Below are 14,246 nucleotides of genomic sequence, written 5' to 3' on the forward strand. Positions count from 1 at the left end.
CCATGGAGTTTCCTAGCCTAGAAGAGTTGCAAGCCCGCGGAACCCGCAAGTGGACCGTCTTCGAGGAAGACGTCCTGCCGCTCTGGATTGCGGAATCCGACTTCCCCACCGCGCCCGCCATAAAGAAGGCGCTGGAAGACTTGGTGGATAAGGAAACCTTTGGCTATACCCCAGCGCCCAAGGCTTCGGGGCTGCGCGAGGCTGTGGCTGATTTTTATGACACGCGCTATGGCTGGCGCCCCAACTCCGACCATATTTTCTGGATCGGCGATGTGGTGCGCGGCCTATTGCTCGGCGTACAGTACTTCACCCGCAAGGACTCCCCCGTGATTGTGCCGGTTCCCTCCTACCCACCGCTTTTGGAGCTACCACGCACCGCGGGCCGCGAGAAGATCGAGACCAGCTTGGAACTGGATGATATTGAGCGCGCCTTCCAGGCGGGCGCGGGCTCTATTTTGCTGGCCAATCCCTATAATCCGCTCGGCCGCGTCTTGGACGAGGACTACCTCACCGGCCTGGTAGAACTGGCGGAAAAATATGATGCGCGCATCCTGGCCGATGAAATCCATGCCCCGCTGGTCTATGAGGGGCGGCATATCCCGGTGGCGTCGCTTAGCGCGGCGGCCGCGGAGCGCACCATCACGGTAACCGCTACCTCCAAGGCCTTTAATACTGCCGGGCTGAAGTGCGCGCAGATCATTTTCTCCAACACGGCCGATGTACACACGTGGAATGGCCTCACAGGCGTGGCCAAGGATGGCACGGGCACTCTAGGCGTGCTTGCTGCGGAGACTGCCTACCGCGAGTGCGGCGACTTCCTCGATGAAGAAATAGCGTACCTGCGGCAGACCCGCGATTGGTTGGTGGAGGAGCTGCCTCAGCGCATCCCCGGCTTAAAGACCAGCAAGCCGGACGCCACCTACCTGCTGTGGTTGGACTTTGCCGATACCGCTATCGGCGGCAACCCGCAGCCGGCCAAGTGGTTGCGGGAGAACGCGAAGGTAGCGCTTAATGAAGGCGATACCTTTGGCACCGGCGGCCCGGGCCATGCGCGGTTGAATTTCTCTACCTCACGCGAGATCTTAGAAGAGGCACTCGACCGCATGGAGCGTGCCTTCGCGGCTCTCGATTAATCCGGCGCGGCTGGGGCAACCATGTAGCCTGCATCACCCCCACACTTTGATTTCTCACCATGTGGGCAGTAATGTCTCATTACACGAACAGGCGCGACCCGCCACCTCGGACCGCGAGGACGATCCTCACCCCGCCACCACCCCTCGGCGGAACGGGAGCCTCATCGCATACTAGCTGTACATGGAAAATTAAGGAGCCACAATGGCTACCCCAGTTGCGTCACGCACCTCTAAGCCCGGCGCCACCATCGTAATTGCGTCGCTGATGCTGTTTTCGATGTTCTTCGGCGCCGGCAACCTCATCTTCCCGCCCATGGTGGGCGTTTCGGCCGGCACCAATTTTTGGCCCGCTGTCCTCGGCTTCCTCGCCGCCGGCGTGCTCCTTCCGGTCCTAGCCATTGTCGCCGTCTCCATTTCTGGCCGCTCCGTGCGCGACCTGAGCTCCAACGGCGGCGCGCTTTTCGGCCTCGTTTTTTCTGTGATGGCCTACCTTGCCATCGGCGCCTTTTACGCCCTGCCGCGCACCGGCGCCGTTTCTATGGAAACCGCCATCACCCCACTGCTGGGCTGGGAAGGAACCATGGCCAATGGCATCTTCAATGTGGTCTTTTTCCTCATCGCCCTAGCGCTTTCCTGGAAGCCGAATTCCATTATCGATACCTTGGGTAAATTCCTCACCCCGGCTTTGGTGGCGCTGTTGGTTATCCTCATCGCCTTGGCAGCTTTCAACAATCCCCGCGATCCCCAGACCCCTACCACGGACTATGCTTCTTCCCCCATGGTCACCGGCCTTTTTGAGGGCTATAACACCATGGATGCCATTGCGGGCTTGGCCTTTTCCATCGTGATTGTTGGCTCTTTGCGCTCCAAGGGGTTTAAGACCAAAAAGTCCTTGGTTAACGGCACCATCACCGCCGCGCTCGTTGCTGGCGCTTTGCTGGCCGCTATCTATCTGGGCTTGGCGTGGGTAGGCCAAACCATTCCTAATGGCCAGTCCTATGAGTCAGGAGCGCCCCTGCTTGCCGACGCCGCAAATCTCACCATGGGCACCATCGGCCAAGCCGTCTTTTCTGCCATCGTCATCTTGGCCTGCATGACCACCGCAGTGGGCCTTATCACCTCCACCTCAGCCTTCTTCGAAATGCTTGTGCCCAAGGTGAAGTACCACGTCTGGGCCTGCCTCTTTACCGCACTGTCCATCCTCTTTGCCTTCCAAGGCCTGGATACAGTGCTCTCCATTGCGGTTCCATTCATTACCTTCCTGTACCCGCCGGCTATCTCCCTTATCGCTCTCACCCTGATCCAGCCGGTGGTAAAGAAGTCCGTCGTCTTTTACTGGACCTACCGCCTGGCGCTGTGGGTATCGGTGCTGTGGTCGGCTCTGTCAGTCATCGCCGCCCAGGGCTGGGGCGCCGACGCTCTCGATCCCCTCTTGAGCCTGGCACCTGGCCAGTCCGTGGACTTGGGCTGGATTGTTCCTACCGCTATCGCGGCAGTCATCGGCCTGGTTATCGATATCTCTACCAAGGCCGGCGAGAAGCACGCCGCTGCCAACCCACCGGCGGCAGAGCCGGCGGAGGCCGATGCCCTCGCTGAGACTTAGTCTCTTAGTCCTGCCTTACCCCTCCCCTCCGCACATAACCACGGTGCCGAGGCGGAGGGGATTTTTATGCCAACAGGTCCCGGCGGCGATGCGGTATCGCCTCGCCCGGAATAGTCAGGCGGCGCGTACCGTTGGAAGAAGAGAACTTAGACAGAATTTTCCGAAAGCAAAAGGAAGGCTCCCCCGTGACCGAACGCGCGCATCTTTCCGTCTTGGACTTCTGCACCATCTATGAGGGCGAGACCCCAGCACAATCCATCGCCCGCTCTGTGGAATTGGCACAGGAAGCAGAAAAACTGGGCTATTCTCGCATGTGGTACACCGAGCACCACAATATGAAGTCCATCATGTCTTCTTCCCCAGCCGTGCTCATCGCCCATATCGGCGCAAAGACCGAGCGCATTCGCTTAGGCTCCGGCGGAGTGATGCTGCCCAACCACTCCCCTTATGTCATTGCGGAGCAATTCGGCACTTTGGAGGAGATGTACCCCGAGCGCATTGACTTGGGCGTGGGCCGCGCCCCCGGTACGGACATGAATACCCTCGGCCGCGCCCTGCGCCGCGACGCCCACTCTGCCGAACGCTTCCCCGAAGACGTCAAAGAGCTCAACTCCTATCTCGAGGGCAAGTCTTATATCCCGGGGGTCAGCGCCGTTCCAGGTGCCAATACCAACGTGCCGATCTATATTTTGGGCTCGTCCATGTTCGGCGCCTCGCTAGCCGCCAAACTCGGCCTGCCTTATGCCTTTGCTTCTCACTTTGCCCCGCAGCACCTCGAGCAAGCTACCACCTACTACCGCGAGCACTTCCAGCCTTCCGAGCGCTTTAGCAAGCCCTATGTCATCGCCGGCGTCAACGTCACCGCCGCCGATACCACCCAAGAGGCACAGGAAGAATACGAGCGCGTGTGCTTCAACCGCGTCAAGGCCTTCGCCGGCCGCGGCAAGCACCTCACCGATGAGCAAGTAGAGCAGATCATCGGCTCGTACCAGGGCCAACAGATCCTAGACATGCTGAAGTACTCCGCCGTCGGCACCGCCGATGAGGTGGCCAGCTACCTCGATACCTTCCAAGAGCACGCCAAGGCCGATGAGCTCATGGTCTCGCTGCAGTCCAGCTCGCACGAGGAAGTAATCAAGAATATGCAGCTGCTCGCGCAGGGCTGGCAGCTCGATCCGGCACGCGTAGCCGGCACCCCGAGCTAATCTTCGGCCCGCACCTGGCCTAAGTGGTCGATGGGAACGCCGGGAAACCGTTCCCGGAGTTTTTCCTCGAGTTCCCGCGGGCCTAGGTTCGCCTGCTCCGGCAGTCGCGCCGAATACTGCTGCGCTTCGTCCAAGGTAGAAACGCGTACCTCACGCGGAATCAGGGCAAGGAAATTTTGGCTCGGCTCGAGCGAATAGAACTGCATGCGCTCTAGCTCGGAGGCGGCGAAACTGGTCCGCTGGCGAGGTAAGGAAATTTCCTCGCCAATGCACAGCACCGGACGCGTCCTGCGCCGCCCTGAGGCCACCACCGCCAACATGGCGCACAGCGCCCCGCCTAGTGGCATGAGCGCGGCAATGAGATAAACGAAGTGCAGGCGCGTACCAGCCGGTTCCTGCAGTGCCGAGTAAATAAGCACCCCACCGATTACAAGCAGGGCGACGGCGATGATGACCGCCACCGTTACCGCCTTGCCTAGGCGCACGCTGCCGCTGGCCGCGCGTACTTCAATGGTTTCGATGCTCTCGTCCACGAAATCTTAGCCTAGCGTGCTCGCCTACTAACTCGGCGCTGGTCGGACGGCGCGTGGCCTTTTCCTTTGCCCTCCCCTCGACCGGGCGAGGCACGCATGCTCGGTAGCTTCATTGCATCAGCGCGCCTTAGAAAAATGGCATAGCATTATTGTGTTTCGCTCCGCTGCGAAAAGCCCCGGAGAGACTAAGGACAAAGGTTGAATGAGCCCACGCGATAAACAGCAGCATAGAAAGATCGCTGATTACCTGCGAGAACAGATCAGATCTGGCGTGCTGCAACCAGGCGATTTTCTGCCTAGTGAAGCAGATTTATGCGAGAAGTTTTCTTCTTCCCGCGGACCCGTGCGCCAAGCAGTTGCGGCTTTGCGGGCCAAAGGGTTGGTTTCCTCCGGCCGCGGGCGCCGCTCCACCGTTTTAGCCTCTACCCAGGCAGAGCTTTTTGAATCCATCTATTCCATCTCCAGCTGGCTCAGCGAATATGACGTGGATCCACAGCAGCACACCCTGTGGCTGGCTCGCCGCCGCGCGCCGCGGGATATCACCCGCTTTCTGCGCGTAGACCCAGAACAAAATGTCGTCTTCGTCCACCGCGTGCGCTATACCGAAGACCGCCCCATTGCCATCGAGCGCATGTATTTCCCCATGGTGGTGGGAAAGCACATCCTAGACTTCGACGCGGATGCCGGATCTATTCATGCGCGCCTGCGCGACTGCGGCGTGGACTTTGATAATGTGCGCCGCGAACTCACCTTGGAAAAAGCCAACGCCGAGGATGCTGAGGCGCTTGGAGTAGCCACTGGCACCCCACTGTGGCGGCTCCAGATGGAAATATCCAACCACTCAGGCGAACCAGTCGAATTGGCGGTGTACCTCTACCGCGCGGACCGCATGAAGCTGGCTATGAATAGCGTACGTGGGGGCGTTTCACCCCTAGAAGTTATCCCCACACCAGGAAATTTTGCATAAGTTTCACGGCAGCTATCCCCACCGGCTACCCTGCTTTCTATGAGAAGATTCCGCGCCGGCAGGGCGCTGGGTAGCCTCGCCATGGCGGCCGCTGTCGGAACCGTATCAGCGTGCTCGGCAGGTCATACCGCGGTGGTTGATACCTCCCAAGCAGCTAGCGACTCCGCTTCTACTTCCCTTACCGTAGCCTCCACCTCGGCGGCCACCTCGCTGGATTTCACCACTACCGGTGGTGCCGCCATCCCCGCCGTACTCATGGACAATGTCTACGAAACTCTCGTGCGCATCGATGAGGACGGTTCTATCACCCCGGGGCTCGCCACCTCGTGGGAGATCAGCGACGATGCCCGCAGCTATACCTTCCACCTGCGCAAAAGCGTCACCTTTTCCAATGGCGATGCTTTTACCGCCGAGACCGCGGCCTTTTCCATTAATTACGTTCGGGAGAAATGGACCAATGGCATTTCTGCAGCCATGGATCCGGTAGCCAAGGCCACGGCCACCGATGATCACACACTCAAGGTGCGCCTCAAGCAGCCGTCGAATGGCTGGCTCTGGTCCATGGGCACAGCCACCGGCGCGATGATGACGCCTAATGGCATGGATAACCTCGCCGCCCAGCCGGTGGGTACCGGCCCCTATGAGGTTTCCCGCTTTGCGCCCTCGGAATTCGTTGAGCTGCACGTTCGCGACGGATATTGGGGAAAGCCTGCGGCACAGGATGTCACGGTGCGCTATTTCCCAGACACCATCTCCTCGGTCAATGCGCTGCAGGCCGGCGGCGTGGACGTGGTCTGGGGCGTGCAAAACCCGGAGCTTCTCGACGACGTCAAAGACGGCATCGCTACCGAGGTCGGCACCACCAATGGTGAGGTGCTGTTGTCCATGAATAATGCCCGAGCCCCCTTTGATGATCCGCGTGTGCGCCAGGCAGTCGCCTATGCCGTAGACCGCAAGGCAGCCAATGACGTGTTGTGGAATGGACTAGCCAAAGACACCGGCGGCGCACCGATCCCGCCTACGGATCCGTGGTTCGAGGGTAAGCACTACTACGACCACGACCCAGAAAAGGCCCGCAGGCTGCTCACGGAGGCCGGCGCAGAAGGGGCCGAAATCACGCTGACCACACCGACGTTGCCCTATGCCCAGACCGTCGCCGAGCTACTGTACTCGCAACTCACCGAAGTTGGTTTTAAGGTGACGCTGGAATCCGCCGAATTCCCGGCCGTGTGGCTAGGCCAGGTGATGGGAGCAAAGGACTATCAGATGTCGCTCATCTCCCACGTGGAGCCGCGCGATGTGCCCACCTTATTCGGCGATCCGGATTATTACCTCAACTACGATTCCCCGCGCACCCGCGAGCTTTTGGCCCAGGCCGATTCCGCACCCGAGAAGGACTACCCCAAGCTCATGGCACAGGCCGTGGATCAGATCATGGCTGATGCCGGCGCGCTGACTTTGATGAATATGCCCAATATCGTGCTCACCCGCGCCGGCGTGCGCGGATTGCATCCGGATCAGGTCACCGACGCGCTCATCCTGCGCGACCTGACTTCTGCCGACGCGGACGTGGACGCCAAAGCTGCCGCCGCAGATAACATCGAAAAGGAGGCCCGATGAGTTCCCTTCGCAATACTGGGCGCGCCATCGTGCGCCCGCTGCTGCGCTTTGCGTTAACGCTCTTTGCCGCCTCCATCATCATCTTCGCGCTCATGCGCGCGGTGCCAGGCAACCCGGCGCGGGTGGCGCTGGGAGTGAATGCGACCGAAGAGGCCGTCGACGAGCTCAGCTCTGAGCTGGGGCTGGACCGCCCGCTGCTTACCCAATATTGGGAGTGGGTAAAGGGCTTATTTACCGGCAGTTTTGGGCAGTCTTTGTCCTCGCAGCAGGATATTACGCCGCTGGTGGTAGACCGCGTCCAGGTCACGCTCATCCTCATTGGCCTGGCGATGCTGCTTGCGCTGGCCGGGGCTATCCCAATGGGCATGTGGCTGGCCCTGCGCAATCGTACCCGCAGCGCGGATGTGGTTTCGGCCGGCACGCAGCTGGGCATTGCGGTGCCCAGCTTCCTGCTCGGCATCATTCTGGTGGCCATCTTTGCCGTCCATCTGGGCTGGCTGCCGGCCAATGGGTGGGTGCCGCCGAACCAGGGCGCGGGTGAGTTTATCCGCCACCTTATTTTGCCGGTCATTGCGCTGGCCGTGGTGCAGGGCGCAATGCTGACTCGCTACGTGCGCTCGGCGGTGCTTGATGTGCTGCAGCAGGACTATATCCGCACCGCTCGTGCGCTCGGCCAGTCCCCGTGGGAAGCGCTAAAGCGCCATGGCCTGCGCAATGCGGCGCTGCCGGTGCTTACCGTGGCCGGCGTGCAGCTAACCACAATGGTCGTGGGTGCCGTGGTGATCGAATCCGTCTTTGTCATCCCCGGTATTGGTTCCATGCTCTTGGACGCGGTATCGGTGCGCGATCTGACCACGGTGCAAACCCTGGTCATGCTGCTCGTTGCCTTCGCCTTGGTAGTCAATGCCTTAACGGATGTGGCCTACCGATTCATCGATCCGCGCATCACGGCAGGTGAGAAGTAATGAAGCTGCGTTTTTCTGGCTGGCTGGGAGCCATCCTCGTCGCCGCCACGGTACTGGTGGCGCTGGTTTCGCTGGTGTGGACGCCCTATGACCCGACGCTGGCGCACCCGGATGTGCGCCTTGCCGGTCCCAGCGCCGAGCACCTCCTGGGCACGGACCGCTTTGGGCGCGATACCGCCTCCCGCATCATGGCGGGAGCCCAGATTACTGTCTTCGTCGGGCTCATTGCGGTGGGTATCGCCGCCCTCGTGGGCGTTCCATTGGGCATCCTCGCCGGCATGCGCCGCGGCACGTGGGCCGATGCGCTGGTGATGCGCGGCGCGGATTTGCTGCTTGCCTTCCCCGCCCTGCTGTTGGCGATTATTGCCGGCGCGGTCTGGGGCCCATCGACGCTTACGGCCATGGTTGCCATCGGCATCGCCGGCATTCCCTCCTTCGCCCGCGTGGCGCGTTCAGGCACGCTGCAGGTCATCACGCAGGACTATATTTCCTCCGCGCGCATTTCCGCGGTTCCGGGCTGGAAGGTAGCATGGCGCCATATCCTGCCTAATATTGCGGGCCTGCTCATCGTGCAGGCCTCTGTCTACTTCGCCCTCGCCATCCTGGCTGAGGCCGGCCTGTCCTACCTCGGCCTGGGCACTGCCCCACCGGCGGCCTCGTGGGGCCGGATGCTGCAAGATTCCCAATCGCTGCTGGGCACCGCTCCCCTGCAGGCCTTCTGGCCGGGACTGGCCATTGCGGCAACGGTGCTGGGCTTTAACCTGCTTGGCGACGCCCTCCGTGACCTCCTCGATCCCCGCCTGAAAGGATCCGCGCGATGAGCCTGCTCAAAGTAGATAACCTGGCTGTGACGACCCCCGGGGCCACCACTGCCCTTGTGGGGCCGCTTAACTTCGAGCTCGCGGCCGGTGAAAAGCTCGGCATAATTGGTGAATCCGGCTCCGGAAAATCGCTCACTGCGCTATCCATCATGGGGCTTTTACCCGATGGGGTACGCGCGAGCGGCTCCGTCACCGTGGATAGCCACGAGGTAGTCGGCGCACGCGATGCCCGCATCCGCCCCCTGCGCGGGAAAACCATGGCCATGGTCTTCCAAGAACCGATGAGCGCGTTGGATCCGCTTATGCGCGTGGGCAAGCAGCTGGCTCAAGCCGGGGTGCGCGATGCCGCAACCGCTCTCGAAGAGGTGGAGCTTGATGCCGACATTGCCTCCCGATTCCCACATCAGCTCTCCGGCGGCCAGCGCCAGCGCGTGCTCATTGCCATGGCCATGGCCGGCCACCCCGATCTGCTCATCTGCGATGAACCAACCACCGCGCTGGATGCCACCACGCAAGATGGAGTGTTGCGCGTCATCGAGCGCGTAACCAAGGCTCGCGGCACCGCTCTGATCTTTATCACCCATGACCTGGGCGTCATTCGCCGCATGTGCCCCAACGTCCTAGTCATGCACCAGGGCGCGGTGGTGGAATCCGGCCCCACCGAGCGCGTGCTTGGCCAACCCGAGCATCCCTATACCCGCACGCTCATCGTCTCCTCGCGGCCGCCGGAACTTAGCCTTTCTCCGGCCACGGCGGAAGATGCGTTGGTGACACTACGCGGGGTCAGCAAGGTCCACGGCGCACATGCAGCACTCGATGGCATTGATCTGCGTGTGCACCACGGCGAGCGTCTGGGCATCGTGGGCGGCTCCGGCTCGGGCAAGACCAGCCTGCTCAAACTCATCGCCGGGCTCGACCAGCCCACGAGCGGTGACATCGACGTCCGCGGCCGCGTGCAGATGGTCTTCCAAGACCCACAAGGCTCGCTCAACCCGCGCCTGAAAATCTGGAAATCCATCGCAGAGGCCATCCCTGGCAACCCCGGCAAGGCCGACAAGCGCGCTCGCGCGGCGGCCGCGCTCGAAGAGGTCGGGCTGCCATCCGAGAGCCTCGATCGCTTCCCGCACGAGTTCTCCGGCGGCCAGCGCCAACGCATTTCCATCGCCCGCGCGCTGTGCGGCGAGCCGGATATCTTGCTGGCCGATGAAGCCGTCTCTGCCCTCGATATGTCGGTGCGCGCACAGGTTTTGGAGCTACTGGCAGAGATCATCGACAAGCGCAAACTCACCTTGCTCTTTGTCACCCACGATCTCGCGGTGGTGCGCCACCTGTGCGAGAGCGTTGCGGTCCTTGAACGCGGCCGGCTCATCGAGCACGGAGCGACCGACTCCGTGTGGGCCTCGCCCAGCACGAACTACACGCGCCGGCTTATCGCGGCCGCCGAGATGTAAAGCGGGTGGCTTCGGGCGTAAGGTAGTCGGGTCAGATAACTCCGCCGAGAAAGGATCCTGCTGCTCCGTGGCCACCCAGCTTGATTATCCCATCCCGCAGCGCCCCAGCACCACCCAATTGCTCACCGCGTTTAATAGCGCCTCGGTGCGCTGGCCTGGTGCCCTGCGCGCGGGCTTGGCGATTCTCTTGCCCGGCGCCATCGCGCTGCTGACCGGCCACGACTACGCCATCCTGCTCATTTCCACCGGCGCGTTCACCGTCATCTTTGGCGAGGGCCACCCTTATCGCACCCGCCCGCGCGTTATGCTCACCGCCGGCACCGCACTCATTACCGTCGCGGCCGTGGGCGTGCTGGTAGGCCACCTCATCTTTGCGCCTGGCCACGGCCATTGGTGGCTGCTGCTGGCGGGCCTGTACACCACGGCATTGGCCGCCGTGTGCGGCTTTGCCCAAAATGCCCTGCGCTTGCCGCCGCCGGGCACCTTCTTCTTGGTCATGGTCGGCGGCGGTTCGGTGATGCTTGCGCGCACCGATGTCACCGTGGGACAGCTGCTCTTTTGGGCGCTGACCGGCATGGTAGCCAGCATCGTGCTCGGCATGGCGCCGGCGCTTATTGACGCCCACGGCCCCGAGCGCCGCGCGGTTGCCGCACTCGAAAAGGCCGCGGCCGCCTTCAAGGATGACCGCGACGATTCCTTGGCCCGCCACCACCAGGCGCAGACCGCGCTCTTTGCTGCCTGGCAGGCGCTTTCCGACGCCCACATTATCCGCGGCGGCCGCATCATCGACTCCCAAGGTGCCCACCTAGTGGAGCGCGCCCTCGCAGCCCAGCACACCATCGTGGCACATAACCGCGCCCTCGACCTCGGCTCCGATTCGGATCAGCTCACCGATAATGTCACCGACGTCGATCCGGATCGCACCGCCATCCCGCACACCCGCCCCACCGGCCGCTACCGCTTGTATCGCGCCGCGGTCCGGGATTCGCACGCCATGGTCACCACCCAAAAGGTTGTCCTCTCGGCGGCCATTATCGTGCTGGTGGGCCTCTCCCTCGGCTTCGACCGCCCGGACTGGGGCGTGGTCTCTGCTTTCCTCATGCTGCAATGGGGACCCGACCATGTGCCGGGTACTGTCCGCGGCATCCACCGCATGCTCGGCTCCGTCGTCGGCGTGCTGCTGTTTTCTATTCTCCATTACTTTGGCATCAGTGGCTGGACGCTCCTGCTCGCGCTGGCCGCGTGCCAATTCTGTGCCGAAATCTTCGTGGCCAAGAACTACGCCATCTGCGTTATCTTCTCCACCCCACTTGCCCTCCTCATGGGCAACTCCGCCACCCGGCCCCTGTGGCCCACCATCCAGGCTCGCTGCGGCGAGATCGTCCTATCCATCCTCGTCGCCACCGCGGTGCTGTGGCTATGGCAGCGCAGCGCCCCCGTGCGCAATCAGGCCCGCCTGCAGGTCCGCGCGATGGAGTCCATGGCCACCCTGCTCGGCCTGCTCTTTGTTAATACCCCAGATGCCGTACTGTCCGCGCGCCGCGACCTGCAATACGAGCTGCTCTCGGAGCGCCGCGCCATCCAGTCCCTCGCCGTGGATAACCCCGATACTGTGCGCCAATTCTGGGCACGGCACATTGCCGTACAACACGCCGGCTACTTCCTGCTAGATTTCTGCACCACCCACCCAGACCGCACGGCTACCCGCGCGGAGCTCGATTCCCTGGTGCACGAAGTCCGTGCGGCCCGCGCCGCCTAAAACAGCGGATACTCCTCCATCACCTCGTAGCGTGGGCCCCCACCACGGCCCTCACCGAGGTGGGATTGCATAAGGCAGACCCGGTCCGCGCAAAATTCCGGTCCCCGATACACCGAAAGTGCGCGCACATAATCCGCCAGTGCCCACGGCTCGCGGGTCCGCCGGCCGGCACGCGCGACGGTGAGGTGGGGGCGGTGGTGGCTAAAGGGGACGTCGGCAAACTGGCACTCCGCCATTAACTCCCGCACACCGCGCGCCTGCCCGCCGACGCCCACCCACAGCGTGCGCTGCTCAAAGCTCCCCGCCCCGCTTAAACGCACATCCAACGCCGCGCGCCCTGCCACCGCGTGAGCTAAGTGCTCGCGCACCGCCGCGGCATCATTGGGCTGCTCGCCATAAAACGCCACGGTCAGATGCCAATTATCCGGATCCGTCCAGCGCAGCTCATTAGTAGTTGCCGCGTGGATGGGACGCAGCGTATGCACCAAATGCTCGCGCGCGGCAGCCGAGGGCAATAACGCAGCAAAGACGCGGATCATGGCCTAGCTGGCACAGACATTGAGGCGCAGTTCCGCGTCCAGCACGTGTTCTTCCTCGCGCTCAAAGACGGCGAAGGCATGCAAAATATCCGCAACAGCGGTGGAATTATCATCAAACTCGGGCATGCGATTACTTCTTTCAAACCACAAAGGAGGCACAAGAATCACGCTCGATTCTTCTGCCTCCACATAGTAGCTGACAATGATGTAATTATCCGCCCTTGACCACCGTGACCTGCCAACCAGCATCGCCCGAGCGATGAAAATCACGAATCTCGTGGCCCTCATCGGCCGCCCACTGCGGAATGGATTCGGTGGCCTGGGTGCAGTCAAAGTCAATAACCAGCGCCTCGCCTGGCTCCAGCTCCGCCATGACCTGCTTGGCCTCAATCAGCGGGAACGGGCAGACCGCGCCGAGGGTATCGAGCGCATAGCGCCCGCCGCCTAGGGCACGGGCCTTATCCTTCGCCTGCGGTTTGGTCTTGAGCGCTACCGCCCCGGTGGCAGTGGCAAAGCTCGGCAGCACCTTATCCTCGGCGGAGACCACCGAGTTATCCACGGATTCCTCGGTGGAGTAGGTCTGCGGCTGCTGCGGCTCACTCTTGGGTTTCAGCCACAGGCGCGCGCCCGCGCCGACGCCCAGGGCCATAAAGAACAGCGCTACCCATCCCTGGAAGCTAAACAGGGAGGTCTCCACCATGCCATTGCCCACGGTGCAGCCGCCGGCCAGCGACGCACCCACGCCCATCATGATGCCGCCCCAAATAGCGCGGATTGCAGTCTGTGCATCCGGGACACGCACGCGAAACTCACCGGCGGTCTTGGCGGCGATAAAAGCGCCCACCAATAGGCCGATGACCAACAGGGTGCCCCAGTTCATGCGCGCGGAATCGCCGGTGGCGCTCCAGCGGACGATGTCTGCCGTCGGCGTCGTGATGCCGAGGCCGCCATTGCGGCCAGCGTTGGCCGAAAGCACAAAGCCCACCGTGCCAATGATGCCAACGAGCACGGCCGCGATGTTCATGTTCAGCGGCTTGGCGTACCACGGCTGACCCAGGTCCACCTTGGGGCGGCCGGCGTCTTTGGCGCGATAGTGGCGCCACAGCAGGAAGGTCACGACCCACAGGACCGCCACCAGGATCCACGGCGAGATGTGCAGCGCGTCGTGGATGGTGGTTACCGGGAGGCTCCACTGCTTGAACCAATCATTGGCACCGGACAGCGGGCCGGACTTCATGGCCGCGGCCGAAAGCCCATAAAACAGCAGCGCAATCCACGAGCCGACCAGGCCCTCGGCCGAGCGGTACCACGTGCCGGACGCGCAACCGCCGGACAAGATGATGCCGAGGCCAAAGATGAAGCCGCCCACGATGACGGCTACCGGCTTGAAATCGCTAATCTCCGGCGAAAGCACGCCCGTGCCAGTCAACAGCGTCAGGCCAAAGGCATGCACCGAAATCAAAATGAGCAGGGCGGTAAAGCCGCGCCACGTCTTATTGAGGAAAATATCGCGCAGCATACCGGTTACGCAGAAGCGCCCGCGCTGCAGCACGGCGCCGAAGACGATGCCAGTGAGAAGTCCGGTAATAATCACTATTTCTCCTTGTTTCGAGTTAAGGACTTCAGCCTACGACACCTAAGACAGAATTG

At 62.2% G+C, this 14,246-nt stretch carries 13 protein-coding genes; 9 read left to right on the forward strand and 4 right to left on the reverse strand.

The window, feature by feature from the left end; all coding sequences use genetic code 11:
• Positions 1–2 precede the first annotated feature (2 nt).
• The 3 genes from RAE04_RS08260 (at position 3) to RAE04_RS08270 (ending at position 3,941) form a co-directional block, all read left to right on the forward strand.
• Entirely contained in the window at positions 3–1,133 is a 1,131-nt protein-coding gene (locus tag RAE04_RS08260; protein WP_317027042.1) for a MalY/PatB family protein, read from the forward strand.
• A 202-nt stretch (positions 1,134–1,335) separates the two neighbouring features.
• Complete coding sequence (brnQ, locus tag RAE04_RS08265) at positions 1,336–2,736, forward strand: branched-chain amino acid transport system II carrier protein (RefSeq protein ID WP_317027043.1); 1,401 nt, start codon at positions 1,336–1,338, stop codon at positions 2,734–2,736.
• 185 nt (positions 2,737–2,921) lie between these two features.
• Positions 2,922–3,941, forward strand: coding sequence for an LLM class flavin-dependent oxidoreductase (locus tag RAE04_RS08270; protein ID WP_049378519.1), 1,020 nt, complete (start codon positions 2,922–2,924; stop codon positions 3,939–3,941).
• On the opposite strand, the gene RAE04_RS08275 is transcribed toward RAE04_RS08270, so the two are convergent.
• On the reverse strand, positions 3,938–4,474 hold the full coding sequence (locus RAE04_RS08275; RefSeq protein ID WP_317027044.1) for a hypothetical protein: 537 nt from the start codon (positions 4,472–4,474) through the stop codon (positions 3,938–3,940). The genes RAE04_RS08270 and RAE04_RS08275 overlap by 4 nt on opposite strands.
• Positions 4,475–4,676: 202 nt before the next feature.
• On the opposite strand from RAE04_RS08275, the gene RAE04_RS08280 reads away from it, so the two are divergent.
• From RAE04_RS08280 to RAE04_RS08305, 6 genes are all read left to right on the forward strand, one after another.
• The gene (locus RAE04_RS08280; RefSeq protein WP_317027045.1) at positions 4,677–5,441 is read left to right on the forward strand and encodes a GntR family transcriptional regulator; all 765 of its coding nucleotides are present in this window, start codon (positions 4,677–4,679) and stop codon (positions 5,439–5,441) included.
• Positions 5,442–5,480: 39 nt separating this feature from the next.
• Positions 5,481–7,061, forward strand: a complete 1,581-nt coding sequence (locus tag RAE04_RS08285; RefSeq protein ID WP_317027046.1) for an ABC transporter substrate-binding protein — start codon at positions 5,481–5,483, stop codon at positions 7,059–7,061.
• Entirely contained in the window at positions 7,058–8,026 is a 969-nt protein-coding gene (locus RAE04_RS08290; protein WP_317027047.1) for an ABC transporter permease, read from the forward strand. The genes RAE04_RS08285 and RAE04_RS08290 overlap by 4 nt, the downstream gene beginning before the upstream one ends.
• Positions 8,026–8,847, forward strand: a complete 822-nt coding sequence (locus RAE04_RS08295; protein WP_317027048.1) for an ABC transporter permease — start codon at positions 8,026–8,028, stop codon at positions 8,845–8,847. The genes RAE04_RS08290 and RAE04_RS08295 overlap by 1 nt, the downstream gene beginning before the upstream one ends.
• Complete coding sequence (locus RAE04_RS08300) at positions 8,844–10,298, forward strand: ABC transporter ATP-binding protein (protein ID WP_317027049.1); 1,455 nt, start codon at positions 8,844–8,846, stop codon at positions 10,296–10,298. The genes RAE04_RS08295 and RAE04_RS08300 overlap by 4 nt, the downstream gene beginning before the upstream one ends.
• Positions 10,299–10,365: 67 nt before the next feature.
• Positions 10,366–12,057, forward strand: coding sequence for an FUSC family protein (locus RAE04_RS08305; protein WP_317027050.1), 1,692 nt, complete (start codon positions 10,366–10,368; stop codon positions 12,055–12,057).
• On the opposite strand, the gene thpR is transcribed toward RAE04_RS08305, so the two are convergent.
• The 3 genes from thpR to RAE04_RS08320 all read right to left on the reverse strand — a co-directional run bounded on the left by thpR (position 12,054) and on the right by RAE04_RS08320 (position 14,190).
• Complete coding sequence (gene thpR, locus RAE04_RS08310; RefSeq protein ID WP_317027051.1) at positions 12,054–12,596, reverse strand: RNA 2',3'-cyclic phosphodiesterase; 543 nt, start codon at positions 12,594–12,596, stop codon at positions 12,054–12,056. The genes RAE04_RS08305 and thpR overlap by 4 nt on opposite strands.
• 3 nt (positions 12,597–12,599) lie before the next feature.
• The gene (locus RAE04_RS08315) at positions 12,600–12,722 is read right to left on the reverse strand and encodes a hypothetical protein (protein WP_317027052.1); all 123 of its coding nucleotides are present in this window, start codon (positions 12,720–12,722) and stop codon (positions 12,600–12,602) included.
• A gap of 85 nt (positions 12,723–12,807) precedes the next feature.
• Positions 12,808–14,190 carry a YeeE/YedE thiosulfate transporter family protein gene (locus tag RAE04_RS08320; protein ID WP_317027053.1) on the reverse strand — a complete coding sequence of 461 codons (1,383 nt, stop codon included), beginning with the start codon at positions 14,188–14,190 and terminating at the stop codon, positions 12,808–12,810.
• Positions 14,191–14,246: the final 56 nt, after the last annotated feature.

This window comes from Corynebacterium sp. CTNIH16 (genome assembly GCF_032821655.1).
GTDB lineage: Bacteria > Actinomycetota > Actinomycetes > Mycobacteriales > Mycobacteriaceae > Corynebacterium > Corynebacterium marquesiae.

Coding starts and splice junctions, on each gene's coding strand:
- brnQ (WP_317027043.1), top strand. CDS start 1,336: ATGGCTACCCCAGTTGCGTCACGCACCTCTAAGCCCGGCGCCACCATC.
- RAE04_RS08300 (WP_317027049.1), top strand. CDS start 8,844: ATGAGCCTGCTCAAAGTAGATAACCTGGCTGTGACGACCCCCGGGGCC.
- RAE04_RS08315 (WP_317027052.1), bottom strand. CDS start 12,722: ATGCCCGAGTTTGATGATAATTCCACCGCTGTTGCGGATATTTTGCAT.
- RAE04_RS08295 (WP_317027048.1), top strand. CDS start 8,026: ATGAAGCTGCGTTTTTCTGGCTGGCTGGGAGCCATCCTCGTCGCCGCC.
- RAE04_RS08260 (WP_317027042.1), top strand. CDS start 3: ATGGAGTTTCCTAGCCTAGAAGAGTTGCAAGCCCGCGGAACCCGCAAG.
- RAE04_RS08290 (WP_317027047.1), top strand. CDS start 7,058: ATGAGTTCCCTTCGCAATACTGGGCGCGCCATCGTGCGCCCGCTGCTG.
- RAE04_RS08280 (WP_317027045.1), top strand. CDS start 4,677: ATGAGCCCACGCGATAAACAGCAGCATAGAAAGATCGCTGATTACCTG.
- RAE04_RS08285 (WP_317027046.1), top strand. CDS start 5,481: ATGAGAAGATTCCGCGCCGGCAGGGCGCTGGGTAGCCTCGCCATGGCG.
- thpR (WP_317027051.1), bottom strand. CDS start 12,596: ATGATCCGCGTCTTTGCTGCGTTATTGCCCTCGGCTGCCGCGCGCGAG.